Raw genomic sequence first — 14,998 nt, forward strand, 5'->3', positions numbered from 1 at the left:
AAACCTCATCGCTTAACGGCGGCAAGGCACTTTTCTGCCTCACCGATGGTGTGAGGCTCTCCAACATGCAGCCATTGGCCTTCCAGAGGCAAGCCATGGAGGCGGCCATTGGCGATGGCGCGATTGTAGAAGGCGTTGGCCGAGAAGGCGCCGTCGGGTGATCCTTCAACCATCTCGGGCTTCACGATCGCGACGCCCGCGTAGACAAAATCCGAACTCGGATCGTCGCCGCGACGGCGCAAGGTGCCATCCGCATCGCGGTGAAAATCGCCTTTTCCTTCATAACCGACACTTGTGGATAACGGCGCGACGAGCATGAGAATGTCCATGCGCTCCGCATCCCAGGCTTCCACGAGGCGCTTGAGATTCGGGTTATCGCCTTCGATCCACATGGAATCGGAATTGAAGGTGATGAAGGGATCTTGTCCTAGAAACGGCAAAGCTTTCTTCACGCCGCCGCCGGTCTCAAGCAATTGATCGCGCTCATCCGACACCACGATCTTCGGGAAAGCGCGCGTGCGCAGATGCGCTTCCAGCATGTCCGCGAAATGGTGAACGTTCACTACCACCGTGCCGATGCCGGCTTCGTGCAGCTTGTCGAGCGCGAAGTCGATCAGGCTCTGCCCTGCCACCTTCACGAGGGGCTTGGGCATGCTCGCCGTGATCGGCAACATGCGCGTGCCGAGACCCGCTGCGAGAACGATGGCGGTGTGAGGCTTGCGCTGAGACAAATGAGACACTGAAAAAACTCAAACAGAAGGCGGCGCTTCATCCTCGAGCGGAATGAGGCGCGGCAGATAGGTTTCGTACCAGACCTTGAGCTTCGCCAAGGCCGGGTGCGCGAGATTGCGGGCGAGATAGGCTTCGATGCGCGGCAGATGCTTCAGGTAATGCGGCTTGCCGTCCCGACGGTCGAGACGTGCGAAGATGCCGAGGATCTTGGTGGCGCGCTGTGCCGCCATGATCGCATAGGCGCGCGCGAAAGCCGACACGTCGAAATCGGGATCGAGGGCTTTGCGGTCGCGGGCGTAGAGCCCGATGAGCTTGAGTTCGAGATCGGCCGGAACGGTCACGCGCGCATCCTGCAGGAGCGAGGCGACGTCGTAGGCGGGCGAGCCGAGAGTTGCGTCCTGGAAATCGATGAGACCCACGCGCTGCAGGCCTTCACGCTCGCCCATCCAGATAAGGTTGGGCGAATGGAAGTCGCGCAACGTCCAGGTGACAGGACCTGCGAGGATTTCACCGAGCGTGTCTGTCCAGGTATTGACGAATTCCGCGCGGGCGGAGCCGGAAAGCTGCGTGCCGATGATGTGCGGCACATACCAATCGGCGAGAAGCTCCACCTCGATCAGCATCGCTTCGAGGTCGTAGGCAGGGATTGCGTGCTCGATGTCGTCCGAGACCGGCAGAACCTGCGGCAGCTCGGTGCTGTGGAGCTTCACGAGAAGGCGCGTGGCCTCCGCGTAGCGCTCCGGAATCGGGCCGTTCTCATCGATCACAGGCTCGGCGCCGAGATCCTCGATGAGAAGAAGGCCCGTATCGAGATCCTCGCCGTAGATGTAAGGCGCGCTGAAGCCGAGCGCGCGCAAGCCCTTGTCCATCGCCACGAATGCGTGAACGGTCTCCGCCAGCTTCGCGATGGTGGTATAGGGCTTGCCGCGCCGCACAGGCGGGCCGACGGGGCGCGGCGGCGAGATCATGAGAAGTGCGGTTTCGCCGTTCGGCTTCACCAGGCGCTCGTAGGAGCGAATGACGGAGGCATCGCTTTGCATCGGCAGGCGCGCGGCATCAGACCAGCCGCAACGATCAACCAGATTGCGGAAGGCCTTGATGCGCTGGAGGCGCGAGGCGAAAGCGCCGGTGCCAGTGAGCATGGCGATACGGCCGCGGCCGCCGGGTGCCATGTCGAGGCGGATATCGAGATGTTCCGGGTTCAGCGCTTCCTCGGCGCGCTCGGGCCACTCGACGAGGGTGATGGCGTTTTCCGTGATCTCCTCCCAGCCCAGCTCCACCAGCTCGTAGCCACCGGAGAGGCGGTAGAAATCCGCATGGACGATGGGGCAGGCGAGGCCGTCATAGACCTGCATCAGGGTGAAGGTGGGGCTTGGAACCTCAAGTTCGGGATCGTTCGCCAGCGTGCGCACGAGGGCGCGGGCGAAGGTGGTCTTGCCGGCACCGAGGCCGCCCGAGAGCGTCACGAGGTCGCCGGCTTTGAGTTCTTCCGCGAGCCTGCGCGCGAAATTCTCCGTGGCCTCGTGATCGGGAAGCGTCACGATCCATGCGGCTTGGGAGACATCCTGCTCGGACATGAGGGCCAATCCATTCACCATGGGCAATCCTACTCGGCAGCCATAGGAGTTAGCGCGGAGGGGCCGGATCGGCCATCGGAGGGTGTTTCCTGCCGTTCGCTCGGAAATATGCAGGTCACGGTCGTGCCTTCGCCCGGCGCGGAGGTGAGATCGATGCGCCCGCCATGCAGCTCCACGAAGGAGCGCACGATGGACAGGCCAAGCCCCACGCCCCGGTGGCGGGTGCCGAGCGTGTGGCTCTCGAAGCGCTCGAAGATGCGCGCCTTGATCTCAGGCGGAATGCCGCGGCCCTGATCCTTCACGTCGAAGATCACCTCGCCGTTACGCTTGCGCGCAGCAACCGTGATGGTCTGCCCCGGCGAGGAGAAGCCGACCGCGTTTGAGAGCAGGTTGAACAGGATCTGCCGCACGCGCTTGCCGTCCGCCACGAAGGTGCCGATGTCGTCCGGCGTGTCGATGACGAGATGAAGCGAGGATTCCGCAAGCCTGTCTTCCAGGCCTCGCATGGCGGCCTCGATGGTGGAGCGGATATCCACGATCTCGGGCGTGAGTTCCAGCGAGCCGGTATCGATGGAGGCGAGATCGAGAATATCGTTGAGCATCGTCAGTAGCGCCTTGGAGGAGCGCTCGATGTGATCGGTATATTCCTTCTGGCGCGGATTGAGCTCGCCAGCGGTGCCATCGTCGAGCAGATGCGCGAAGCCGATGATGTTGGTGAGCGGCGAGCGCAGCTCGTAGGACACGTGATGCACGAACTCGTCGCGCAGACGTGAGGCGCGCTCCAGCGCGTCGTTGCGCTCGGTGAGCGCGCGCTCCACGTTCACGCTCGCGGTCACGTCGGTGAAGCTCAGGAGAGTCGCGCCGTCGGGCAGGGGTTGCGCCGTGCAATCGAGCGCCGAGCCATCAGGGCGCTCGATGCGGCAGGAGAGGCCCATGCGCATGTCGGCAAGGCCGACCACCGCGCCGCGAATGTCGATCCAGGCATCGTCCTGCGGCGCGAGCAGTCGGCAGGCCTTGATGATGGTTTCCACATGCGGATTCTGCGCCATCAGTTCGGGCGAGAGGTTCCACATGTCGGAGAAGGCGCGGTTATGCAGCTTGAGGCGTCCGTCGGAGCCGAACACCGCCACACCTTCCTTCAGCGTATTCAGCGTCTCGCCCTGCACCTGCGTTAGCGAATTGACCTGCGAGGCAAGCTCGAAGCGCTCGCTCACGTCGTCGAAGAGATAGGTCACGCCGCCCTGCGGATTGGGGTTGATGACGACGCGCAAGGTGCGTCGATCCGGCAGGTGCCACCAGGTCTCCTGCTGCTCCACCGATTGATAGCCGTTGAGGAAATCCGCCTTCCAGGCGCGGAAATCCGCCTGCTCCGGCAATTTGCGCGCGGCGCGCAGGCGGTCGAGCACCTCGCTGTCCGTCGGGCGCGAGGAGAGGAAGGCGGCATCGAGATTCCAGAGATTCTGGTAGGCGGCGTTGCTGAAGATCAGGTTCTGCGATCCGTCGAAGATCGCAACCGCCGTGGGCAGCTGATCCAGCGTGCGCACATGCGCATCCATCTGCCGCTGCAGATCGGTGCGCACGGCTTCGAGTTCCGACACGTCGACGGCGATGCCCGCGCTGCCGCCGGCGGTGGGGCGCTCGATCACGTCGAGCACGGCGCGCTGGCCTGCGACGAAAGCCGTCACGCGCGCCGCATAAGTTGCGCCGCTCTTGCGCTGGCGGCGCGCATCCTCGCGGGTGCGCTCGTTGAGCAATTCGACGGAGCGAAGGATCGCCTCATCGAGGTTCGATGCTTCGACGGCGCGCAAATAGGCCTGGTTCGCCCAGAGCAGCTTGTCGTCCGCGTCGCGGATCCAGAGCGGATAGGCGACATCGTCCAGCAATAGGGTCATGGAGCGAAGATCGCTGCGGGCGGTGGCAAGCTCCGCGCGGGTCTTCAACAGATCGGCGCGTTCGCCCGTGACGTCGCGCAGGCGCAGGATCGCGCGGCCGCCGATGGTGCGGCCTTCCACGTCGATGAAGCGCTCGGAGAGCGTGCGCGACACTTGGCGGAAGGCTTCGCCGCGCTGCTTGAGCTGTTCGAGAGAGGCTTCCGCGGAAGCGGCATCGACGGGCTGCATCCAGGTGCCGAAGGCGAGCGCGCGTTGCGCGGGCGCGCCGTCGGCGATGATGGAAGGATCGCCCTGGAAACGAGGCTCGCTGTTCCGGCCCTGCCAGCTCACGAGCAGCTGGCGCTCGGAGCCCATGAGCAGGGTCGCGAGATCGTCCGAACCGCGAAGGGCCGCGAGTTCCTTACGCAGCGCCCGCTCCGTCCTGGCAGCGCGGCGACGCTCGACCATCAACAGCAGGGACGTGATGGTGGTGAGCGAGACCAGCCCCATGAAGACGCCGAAGGCGGCAGCGCTGTGCAGTTGGAAGCCGGAGAGATAGGCGAGGATGTCGGAGGCCTGCTCCATCAGATGAGCAGGCGTGTCGGCGGCAAGCGCCGCCCGGGATGTTCCGGACAGCAGCGCCAGGCTTAAGGAGGCGCGGGCAAAGCCTGCGAGGGCGCCTGTTTCGCCCCGGCTGCCGATCTGTCGCTCTCCATGCCCGGCCATGCCGTGCGGTCCTCCCCGATGCCGATGGCCCTTTAGCAGGCCAAGTGAATTCATGCCTCAGGACCATTCTTGGTGCCCCCAAGGAGATACCGCCTACGCATGAACGGAACTGCCGGCATGGTTTTGCATAAAACCGCGGTATCGCCGGTCGATTCGCGCCCACCTTAGACCACCCCTGACTCCGCCAGGAAGAGGGTTAATACCGGCTTAATCTTCCTTTGGAGAAGCTGTGCGCAATTGGTGGAAAGCTATTGCATTTGCGACACATGCATGACGCTGGGGAACGTGCGCGATTCGACCGCACCACCATGAAAAAAGCCCGGCGCGAGGCCGGGCTTTCTTGCGATCTTCCGTAGGGGAAGATGAATATCAGTAACGGTAGTGATCCGGCTTGAACGGACCCTTCTCCGACACGCCGATATAGGAAGCCTGATCGGGACGCAGCTTGGTGAGCTTCACGCCGATCTTTTCCAGGTGCAGCGAGGCGACCTTCTCGTCGAGGTGCTTCGGCAGCGTGTAGACCTTCTTCTCGTACTTGCCGGCGTTGTTCCAGAGCTCGATCTGGGCGAGGGTCTGGTTCGTGAAGGAAGCCGACATCACGAAGGACGGGTGACCCATGGCGTTGCCGAGGTTCACGAGACGGCCTTCCGAGAGCAGGATGATGCGGTGGCCGTCGGGGAAGGTGATCTCGTCCACCTGCGGCTTCACGTTGTCCCACTTCAGGTTCTTGAGAGCCGCAACCTGGATCTCGTTGTCGAAGTGGCCGATGTTGCAGACGATGGCGCGGTCCTTCATCGCACGCATGTGCTCGATGGTGATCACGTCCTTGTTGCCGGTGGCGGTGACGAAGATGTCGGCGCGCGGAGCGGCGTCTTCCATCGTCGTGACCTCATAGCCTTCCATGGCGGCCTGAAGTGCGCAGATCGGATCGACTTCCGAAACCAGCACGCGGCAGCCGGCCTGGCGGAGCGAAGCGGCCGAGCCCTTGCCCACGTCGCCGAAGCCCGCGACCATGGCGACCTTGCCGGCCATCATCACGTCCGTGCCGCGACGGATGCCGTCGACCAGCGACTCGCGGCAGCCATAGAGGTTGTCGAACTTCGACTTCGTCACCGAGTCGTTCACGTTGATCGCCGGGAAGAGCAGCTTGCCTTCCTTGGCCATGATGTAGAGGCGGTGAACGCCCGTGGTGGTCTCTTCCGAGACGCCCTTGATCGAGGCGGCGACTTCGGCGAACCAGCCCTTCGGCTTTTCCTTCAGTAGGCGCTTGATCAGCGCGAAGAGAACTTCTTCTTCCTCTGCGCCCGGCTTCTCGAGGAAGGCCACGTCGCCCTGCTCGGCGCGCAGGCCGAGGTGAACGAGCATGGTGGCATCGCCGCCGTCGTCGAGGATCATGTTCGGCACGCCGCCGCCATGCCAGTCGAACAGCTTCGCGGTGTAATCCCAGTACTCGACCAGCGTCTCGCCCTTATAGGCGAAGACCGGGATGCCGGCGGCGGCAATCGCAGCGGCGGCGTGGTCCTGGGTGGAATAGATGTTGCAGGACACCCAGCGGATGTCGGCGCCGAGAGCCTTGAGCGTCTCGATCAGCACTGCGGTCTGGATGGTCATGTGGAGCGAGCCGGCGATGCGCGCGCCCTTCAGGGGCTGCTTCGGGCCGTATTCCTCGCGAACGGCCATGAGGCCCGGCATTTCGGTTTCGGCGATCGAAATTTCCTTGCGGCCGAAATCGGCAAGGCCGATGTCCTTAACGATATAGTCCTGAGCCATGCTGGCCTCCTGCACCCGTAAGATTTGAATTTTGGGGTTTCGATTGGCGCTGTCTCTAGCAGAGAGCTGCTCGGGAGGCAATCAAGATATAAAGATGTCTTTATATGCTTTGAAGGGACAGGGTTAAACGACGCTGAGTATTGGAAAAACCTAGCCCTCACCCTGAGGAGCGTAGTGCCTCGAAGGGCGAGGGCGCCTCCAGGGCGCGCTGGATCCTCCTTCGAGACGCAGCCGCCTTGCGGCTGCTCCTCAGGATGAGGGCGGTGATTGTGAGAAGGCAGAAAAGAAGTTTTACTCCTCCTCGCCGAACCTATTGGCGAGAAGGTCGTCGATGGCCTGGAGGCAATCCGTTGCGTCCTGACCCTTGGCGGTGACGGTGATCGTCGTGCCCTGGGCAGCGGCCAGGGTCAGGAGGCCCATGATCGAGCGCCCGCCCACGGTTTCCCCGCAGCGGGTCACGGTGACGTCGGAATTGAAGCGTTCGACGGTCTGCACGAACTTGGCGGAGGCGCGGGCATGGAGGCCGCGCTTGTTGATGATGGGAAGTTCCCGGGCCTCGGCTCCCTCTGGCACAGGAGCCGGGGGACAATCCTGGTCGAGGGGCTGGTCCATTTTTCTTATTTTCCCGACAGAACGCGCGAGGCGATGTTGATGTATTTCCGCCCGGCCTCCTGCGCATGGAAGACCGCATCGCCAAGGCCTTCCTCGTCGCGGACGGAGGCCAGTTTGATCAGCATGGGCAGGTTGATGCCGGCGACCACCTCGACGGAGCCGCCGTTCATGCAGGAAAGCGCCAGATTCGAGGGCGTGCCCCCGAACATGTCGGTCAAAACCACGACGCCTTCGCCCGAATTGACCCGGCACACGGCGGCCATGATGTCCTTGCGCCGTGTTTCCATGTCATCGTCAGGGCCGATCGTGATCGTCTCGAGCTGCTCTTGAGGCCCCACGACATGCTCAAGCGCGGCTTTGAATTCCGTCGCGAGCTGCCCGTGGGTGACGAGCACCATTCCAATCATAATGTTCCAGGTCCAAACGCTCCGAGAGCGGAGCCGCTATTTTGTGCAGCGCGAAGCCGAGCGCAAGAGCATTGAGAGGAAAAGTTCATCACAGTGTCAAGATCGTGTCGCAAACGCCGCTCAGGCGGCCCAGCGCGATGCTTGCAAAACTTGCCCCCGCCCGCATCCGGATGCGAGGGATCATGACGCCGCATAGAACAATGTTACCATCTTCGGCCTCAGGAAAGCGTGGCGGGTCCTCGGAGAGGTCGATCACCAAGCGGATGACAGCGGAAGGCTCGTAAGGTTGGCGGACAATCCCCAAGCCATGGATTTCCAGATGACCAGCAAGCGGCTCCACGGGACCTCCTAGCAGTCGGCCATGCTCGGCGCGCAGGCGGGTCCGGTCGTCGCTCACGAGGCAGCCGAAGCGGCCTGCCTGTAGGGTATGGAGCACCATTTCCCGCGCCAGTGTCGACTTGCCGGAGCCGGAGCGGCCCCGGATCAGGACACCGGCCTCCCCGATGACGACGCAGGAGGCGTGGATGGTTTCCTCAGGGCCGCTCAAGACGCCTTCGCTCCCTGGGCCTTCTTGGCTTGTTCCTTCTTGCCTTGGTCCTTTTTGCCTTTGGGGCTCTCGGGCGTGGGCAGGCGGATGATGAAGCGGGCGCCTAGGCGCGTCGGCTCGCCGGTTTCCTCATCCAGGGGGCCGGGGAGATTCTCGGCGCGGATTGTGCCGCGATGGGCCTCGATGATCTGGCGGGAGATGGAGAGGCCGAGGCCCGAATTCTGGCCGAAGCCCTGCTCGGGACGGTCGGTGTAGAAGCGCTCGAAGATCCGGTCGAGGGCATCGGGCTCGATGCCAGGCCCGCTGTCCTCCACCAGGATCTCGACCTCTACCTTACGCCGCCGCAGGGTCACGCGCACCGATGCATCGGGCGGCGAGAAGGAGCGGGCATTGTCGATGAGGTTGTTGAACACCTGGCCCAAGCGGCTGTCGTGGCCGATCACCAGAAACGCGTCGCGCCCGCGCGGGTGGTTTTCGATGGAGAGCGCGATCAGCGGATCGCGCTCCTGGCGGCGCTCGTTCGCCACCGACACCACCGCTTCGAGCAGGCGCGCCATGTCCACCGGCTCCGCATCGGCGCGTGCCAATTCCGCATCGAGGCGCGAAGCGTCGGAGATGTCGCTGATGAGACGGTCGAGACGCCTCACATCGTGCTGGATGATCGACATGAGACGGCCGCGCGACTCGTCGCTGCGGGCGAGCGGCAGCGTTTCCACGGCGCTGCGCAAGGATGTGAGCGGATTTTTCAATTCGTGCGCCACATCGGCGGCAAAGCTTTCGATGGCATCGATGCGGTTGTAGAGCGCTTTCGTCATGTCGCGCAGCGCGCCGGAGAGGTGGCCGATCTCGTCGGAGCGATTGGTGAAGTCCGGAATTTCCTGGCGCGATTTGGTGCCCCAGCGTACGCGCTCGGCGGCTTCCGCAAGACGTCGCACGGGACCGGCGATGGCGCCTGCGAGAAAGAGCGACAGCACGATCATCACCACTGCTGCCACGAGGAAGACCTGCAGCAATGCGAAACGCTCGGACGCGATGATGGCATCGATGTCGCCTTCCTGCGTCGAGAGCAGCAGCACGCCCTGTACAGTGCGGAAACGCTGAATCGGCACGGCGACCGACACGATGGTCTCGCCGCGCGTATTCACGCGCACCACGCTCGATTGTTGGCCCGAATAGGCTTGCTGCACCTCCGCAAGAGACCTGCCATTCGCAGGGCCCGCCTCTTCCAGAACAGGTCGCCTCGTGCGTCGGAACATCTTGCGGATGGAGTTCCAGGTGCGCTCCATGAAGCTCGTGGTGTCTTCCACATTCGCCACAGGCGGCAGTTCCATGCGCAGGATGTCGCCGCGGGAATAGAAGCTGCGGGAATCGAGCAGCAGAAGGCCGTCCCGGTCGAAGATGCGCGCGCGGGTCTGCGTGGGCGTGACGAGGCGGCGCAGCAGCGGTGCCACGCGCTCCGGATTGATGGAGAATTCGAGAGAGGTCAGGCTCTCGTCGTTGAGCCGTTCGGTCTCGCCCGCCTGCATCTGCAGAAGCTGGTCCGGATCGAGAGTGATGGTGTTGGTTTCAACAGTGGCGGAACTGGCGATGGCGCCGGCGATGATCTCGCCCTGCGTCAGAAGACTCTGCACCCGCGCTTCGATGAGGCCTTCGCGGAACTGATTGAGATAGAGAAAGCCCACGAGCAGGGCGACGAGGCCAGCGAGATTGAGCACGACGATGCGGCGTGTGAGGCTCGACGAGGCGCGCTGCGAGAGCATGCGGCCGAAATTCTTCAGCCGTGCGAGGAGGCCGCGAGGCTCGGGCGGATCGTCGGTCACCGCCTCGGCGTGGATGGGATCAGCCTTCATGCCACTCATTCGGACGCGGCCCGGCATCGCTCGGCCCGCGTCATGTGTCCCGGTTGTCTGTTGCCTCTACAAGGCTAGGCTTCATGCTTCCTTGAAGCGATAGCCGACGCCGTAAAGGGTCTCGATCATTTCGAAACTCTGGTCAACCGCCTTGAACTTCTTGCGCAGGCGCTTGATGTGGCTGTCGATGGTGCGGTCGTCCACATAGACCTGATCGTCATAGGCCGCGTCCATGAGCGCGTTGCGGCTCTTGACCACGCCGGGACGGGTGGCAAGGGCCTGCAGGATCAGGAACTCGGTGACGGTGAGCGTCACGGGCTCGCCCTTCCAAGTGCAGGCGTGGCGCTCCGGGTCCATCTTCAGCTGGCCGCGCTCCAGGGCCTTGGCATCGGCTTCTTTGGTGGGGCCGGCATTCTGGTCCTTGGGGGCGAAGCGGCGCAAAACCGCCTTCACGCGCTCGACCAGAAGGCGCTGCGAGAAAGGTTTGCGGATGAAGTCGTCCGCGCCCATCTTGAGGCCGAACAATTCGTCGATCTCCTCATCCTTCGAGGTCAGGAAGATCACCGGCAGGTCGGATTTCTGCCGCAGACGGCGCAGAAGCTCCATGCCATCCATGCGCGGCATCTTGATGTCGAAGATGGCAAGATCCGGCGGCGCATGCTTCAGGCCGTCGAGGGCCGAAGCCCCGTCGGTATAGGTCTGGATGCGGTAGCCTTCCGCCTCGAGAGCGATCGAGACGGAGGTCAGGATGTTGCGATCGTCATCGACAAGGGCGATCGTGGGCATGAACTCTTCCCTGCTAAAGCTTTGACACGAACGATGGTCGCGAGACGTATCGTTCGATAACGCAGTCGGCCTCAAAGTGTGCCCAACTGCGCCTTACTCGTGGCATAAATATGGTTGCCCACAGCCGCTTACCAGGGCTTGGGCCTTCCGATAGTGGTGCTTAAGGGGCTTCGGTTCAACCGGGGATGAACGGGGCTGAGCAATTTGCTGCCTCCGAAAAATGCCGAGACGGCTATCCATCAGCCCGAGCCTGGAAGCATTGCACGAGGGAAGGCGGTTCCGTCAATTCGCCTAAAGAACCCTGCGGGAAAGGCCGGAAATCCAGGTGGAGCACCCCCGTTGGTCTAGCGCCGGCTAAAATAGAATGCCATGGAATGCGCCGGTTGACGGCAAAGCCTGCTGACCTAAAAAACCTTAATTCAGGCGGGTTTGCGGGGCGGTGCCCGGCTCAGCCTGACGGCAACACCATGACGGCCATCGCGAAGCGGCCTATCCGCCCGAGAGGTCGTCGACCAGGAGAAGTCTTCCGTGGATAACATCGGCGTCTTCAACAGCGCTCAAGGCGCGGAGGCTATCGGCTTCCGCAATCTCAAAAAGGTCTACTGGAATTTTGAGGCTCCTGCCCTCTACGAACAATCCCTGCAACGGGCCGAGACCCAGCTCGTGAAGGGCGGCGCTCTCCTGGCCGAAACAGGCATCCATACGGGCCGTTCGCCCAAGGACAAGTTCGTGGTCCGGGATGAGGCCACGGAAAGCACCGTGTGGTGGGACAATAACGGCTCCATCACCCCCGGCCATTTCGACACCCTGCTGCAGGACTTCCTGGCCCATGCCGAGGGCAAGGAGCTGTTCGCGCAGGATCTCTATGGCGGCGCCGACCCGGCTTACCGGGTCAAGGCGCGCGTGTTCACGGAATTCGCTTGGCATTCGCTCTTCATCCGCAACCTGCTCATCCGCCCCGAGGCAGGCGAGCTGAAGGATTACGTGCCGGGCCTCACCATCATCGACCTGCCGTCCTTCAAGGCCGATCCGGCCCGTCACGGCTGCCGCTCGGAGACGGTGATCGCCTGCGACTTTTCCCGCAAGATCGTGCTCATCGGCGGCACGTCCTATGCCGGCGAGATGAAGAAGTCGGTCTTCACCTATCTCAACTACGTTCTGCCGGCGCAAAAAGTCATGCCCATGCATTGCTCCGCCAATGTGGGCCATGACGGCGATGTGGCCGTGTTCTTCGGTCTCTCCGGCACCGGCAAGACGACGCTTTCCGCCGATCCGAACCGCATCCTGCTCGGCGACGACGAGCATGGCTGGGGCCCGAACGGCGTGTTCAATTTCGAGGGCGGCTGCTACGCCAAGACCATCCGCCTGTCGCGCGAAGCGGAGCCGGAAATCTTCTCCACCACAGAGCGCTTCGGCACGGTGCTGGAAAACGTGATCATCGATCCCGTTACCCGCGTGCCGAATTTCGACGATGCGTCACGCACGGAGAATACGCGCTGCGCTTATCCGCTCGACTTCATCCCGAATGCGAGCGCCACAGGTCGCGCGGGCATTCCGAAGAACATCGTGATGCTCACCTGCGATGCCTTCGGCGTTCTGCCTCCCATCGCCAAGCTCACGCCGGCGGAAGCCATGTATCACTTCCTCTCCGGCTACACCGCGAAGGTGGCGGGTACGGAGAAGGGCGTGAAGGATCCGGAGGCCACGTTCTCCACCTGCTTCGGCGCGCCCTTCATGCCGCGTCATCCGTCGGAATACGGCAACCTGCTGCGCGATCTCATCGCCAAGCACCATGTTGACTGCTGGCTCGTGAACACGGGCTGGACTGGAGGCAAGTATGGTGTCGGCCGCCGCATGCCGATCCGCGTCACGCGCCGCCTGCTGACGGCTGCGCTTGACGGTTCGCTCAACCGCGCCGACTTCCGCCGCGATCCTTATTTCGGCTTCGCGGTGCCGACCTCGGTGCCCGGCGTCGAGCCACATATTCTGTATCCGGTGAAGACCTGGCAGAACAAAGCGGACTTCGCCGAGACGGCCAAGCGCCTGATCGACATGTTCAACCAGAACTTCAAGCGCTTCGAGAACCATGTCGATTCCGACGTGCGCTCGGCCGCGCCGCAGATGTCGATTGCGGCTTAAACCAACGCTTCTGCTCGAATAAAAGAACGGCGGCTCTTGGGCCGCCGTTTTGCTTTTAATCGATGAAAATGGATCGGCCCTTTTTCAAGTGCTCTAGAATGAGCAGACCCGTCGGCATCTCATCCTCCATGACTTCCGGTACCAGTGCTTCTTCCCAGATCGTTTCCTCGAAATCATGATAGGCGCCCTCTATGCCCTTTCGCGCATGAACGTCATGATCAATTGAAAGAGTTGCCTGAGCTTCGATGCGGCCGCCTACTCTGATCACACCGTCATTGTATTCGCCGACAACGATCCCCTGCGCCTGAAGATCGCCAAGCACCAGGATATAGCTGCCGCCTTTGATGAGGTTGTGCGCCTGAAGCGTTCCTGTCACGAACAGCATGGGTCCGTCGTTCAGGTTCAAGTTCAAGAGATTACCATGGATGGTGAGGTCGCCTTCGACCACGATTGCCGTGACATCCCCATTGCTGTTCCATGGCGCGTCGTTATTCAGCACGAGATCGCCTGCTACTTCGGTATTTGCTGGGAGGACGATAACCTTGCCTGGAGAGCGGCTCAGATGTGTTCTCACAAACTCGGAGAAGTAATCTGGATAGGAGGAGGCAGAAGGATCGAGCGGGATCGCTTCAGCGATCTGCTGATGCAGCTGGGTAGAAATCTCCGCGAGATCGGTAACGATACCGGCAGGGAGCATCGAGATCGGATTTGTCATAAGAGCCTGGATGAGGATGGCATAGGAATATAGAGCCTTATCGATGTCTTGTAACGAGTCAATGAACGGACTTGAGTGTAATAAGCATCTCCCACACTTCCTTTTCACTTAGACAAGCAATGAGCATGGACATTCTCGTCATCGGTGCCGGCGTTGTGGGATTGGCGATTGCCCGCGCTCTTGCGTTGCGCGGTCATAGCGTGATCGTGGCTGAGAAGACCGGCGGCATCGGCAATGGCGTGTCCTCGCGCAACAGCGAGGTGATCCATGCGGGCATGTATTACCCGACCGAATCGCTGCGGGCGCGCCACTGCGTCACCGGGCGGCGCATGCTTTACGAATTCTGCGAGAGCCACGGTGTGCCGCACAAAAAGTGCGGCAAGCTCATCGTGGCGACGAACGATCTCGAACAGGCAAAGATCGAGGGCATCTACGAACAGGGCCTCGCCAATAGCGTCGAAGGCTTGTCTTTCCTGAGTGGCGAAGAGGCGAGGGCGCTGGAGCCGAACCTCTTCTGCACCGGCGCAGTGCTCTCGCGCGAAACCGGCATCGTCGATTCCCATGCCCTGATGCTGGCATTGCAAGGCGATCTCGAAGATGCAGGTGGTATGATCGGGTTTCATGCCCCTGTCGAGCGGATCGCGCGGAATGGATCGGGATGGAATGTGCATGTGGGCGGCGCGGAGCCCTCGGAGATCGCTGTCGATGCGGTGGTGAATGCAGCGGGCTTGGGTGCGCAAGTCATTGCGAGGTCAACGGAGGGCTATGCGTACGAGCGTGTGCCGCCGCTCGTGCTCGCCAAGGGCAATTATTTCGGCTGTCTCGGAAAGCCTGCCTTCTCACGCCTCATCTATCCCGCGCCGGTCGATGGTGGCCTTGGTACGCATGTGACGCTCGATCTTGCGGGACGCATGCGCTTCGGCCCCGATGTGGAATGGGTCGAGGCCGAGGTTTACGAAGTCGAGCCATCACGCGCGGAAAGCTTCTACGCCTTCATCCGCCGCTACTGGCCGGGGCTGCCGGATGGTGCATTGATGCCGGATTACTCAGGTATCCGCCCAAAGCTCTCAGGCCCCGGCGAAAAGGCCGCGGATTTCATGATCGACGGGCCGACGGAGCATGGACTTGCCGGCCTCGTGCATCTCTTCGGCATCGAAAGCCCAGGGCTGACATCCTGTCTGTCGATTGCTGAGGATGTGGTGGAGCGGTTGGGTGCTTGAAGAAAGGCGTCATCCCGGACGGTGAAGCCGATCCGGGATCGCGTGA

The 14,998-nt window shown here is 62.3% G+C and carries 12 protein-coding genes; 2 read left to right on the forward strand and 10 right to left on the reverse strand.

Features of this window, described 5'->3' with window-relative positions; all coding sequences use genetic code 11:
- Positions 1-5 precede the first annotated feature (5 nt).
- From MJ639_RS06115 to MJ639_RS06155, 9 genes are all read right to left on the reverse strand, one after another.
- On the reverse strand, positions 6-740 hold the full coding sequence (locus tag MJ639_RS06115) for a nucleotidyltransferase family protein (protein ID WP_341482625.1): 735 nt from the start codon (positions 738-740) through the stop codon (positions 6-8).
- 9 nt (positions 741-749) lie between these two features.
- Positions 750-2,330: a tRNA (adenosine(37)-N6)-threonylcarbamoyltransferase complex ATPase subunit type 1 TsaE gene (tsaE, locus tag MJ639_RS06120; protein ID WP_243369420.1), complete on the reverse strand. Its 1,581-nt coding sequence runs from the start codon at positions 2,328-2,330 to the stop codon at positions 750-752.
- Positions 2,331-2,338: 8 nt separating this feature from the next.
- Positions 2,339-4,906, reverse strand: a complete 2,568-nt coding sequence (locus MJ639_RS06125) for a PAS domain-containing sensor histidine kinase (protein WP_243369421.1) — start codon at positions 4,904-4,906, stop codon at positions 2,339-2,341.
- A gap of 369 nt (positions 4,907-5,275) precedes the next feature.
- Positions 5,276-6,676, reverse strand: a complete 1,401-nt coding sequence (gene ahcY / locus MJ639_RS06130; RefSeq protein WP_243369422.1) for an adenosylhomocysteinase — start codon at positions 6,674-6,676, stop codon at positions 5,276-5,278.
- Positions 6,677-6,967: 291 nt separating this feature from the next.
- Complete coding sequence (locus MJ639_RS06135; protein WP_243369423.1) at positions 6,968-7,288, reverse strand: HPr family phosphocarrier protein; 321 nt, start codon at positions 7,286-7,288, stop codon at positions 6,968-6,970.
- A gap of 5 nt (positions 7,289-7,293) precedes the next feature.
- The gene (locus tag MJ639_RS06140) at positions 7,294-7,695 is read right to left on the reverse strand and encodes a PTS sugar transporter subunit IIA (RefSeq protein ID WP_243369424.1); all 402 of its coding nucleotides are present in this window, start codon (positions 7,693-7,695) and stop codon (positions 7,294-7,296) included.
- Between the two features lie 88 nt (positions 7,696-7,783).
- A complete protein-coding gene (locus tag MJ639_RS06145; RefSeq protein ID WP_243369425.1) occupies positions 7,784-8,242 on the reverse strand; it encodes an HPr kinase/phosphorylase in 459 nt (152 codons plus the stop codon).
- Complete coding sequence (locus MJ639_RS06150; RefSeq protein WP_279306526.1) at positions 8,239-10,092, reverse strand: sensor histidine kinase; 1,854 nt, start codon at positions 10,090-10,092, stop codon at positions 8,239-8,241. The genes MJ639_RS06145 and MJ639_RS06150 overlap by 4 nt, the downstream gene beginning before the upstream one ends.
- An 81-nt stretch (positions 10,093-10,173) precedes the next feature.
- Complete coding sequence (locus MJ639_RS06155; RefSeq protein ID WP_243369426.1) at positions 10,174-10,878, reverse strand: response regulator transcription factor; 705 nt, start codon at positions 10,876-10,878, stop codon at positions 10,174-10,176.
- Positions 10,879-11,406: 528 nt separating this feature from the next.
- On the opposite strand from MJ639_RS06155, the gene MJ639_RS06160 reads away from it, so the two are divergent.
- Positions 11,407-13,017, forward strand: coding sequence for a phosphoenolpyruvate carboxykinase (locus MJ639_RS06160; RefSeq protein ID WP_243369427.1), 1,611 nt, complete (start codon positions 11,407-11,409; stop codon positions 13,015-13,017).
- A 55-nt stretch (positions 13,018-13,072) separates the two neighbouring features.
- Here MJ639_RS06160 and MJ639_RS06165 read toward each other — a convergent pair whose 3' ends face one another.
- Positions 13,073-13,732: a hypothetical protein gene (locus MJ639_RS06165; protein WP_243369428.1), complete on the reverse strand. Its 660-nt coding sequence runs from the start codon at positions 13,730-13,732 to the stop codon at positions 13,073-13,075.
- A 125-nt stretch (positions 13,733-13,857) separates the two neighbouring features.
- Between MJ639_RS06165 and MJ639_RS06170 the strand changes: the two genes are divergently transcribed.
- Complete coding sequence (locus tag MJ639_RS06170; RefSeq protein WP_243369429.1) at positions 13,858-14,952, forward strand: NAD(P)/FAD-dependent oxidoreductase; 1,095 nt, start codon at positions 13,858-13,860, stop codon at positions 14,950-14,952.
- Positions 14,953-14,998 lie beyond the last annotated feature (46 nt).

Origin of the sequence: Microvirga solisilvae, assembly GCF_022808595.1 — a bacterium.
Classification (GTDB): domain Bacteria; phylum Pseudomonadota; class Alphaproteobacteria; order Rhizobiales; family Beijerinckiaceae; genus Microvirga; species Microvirga solisilvae.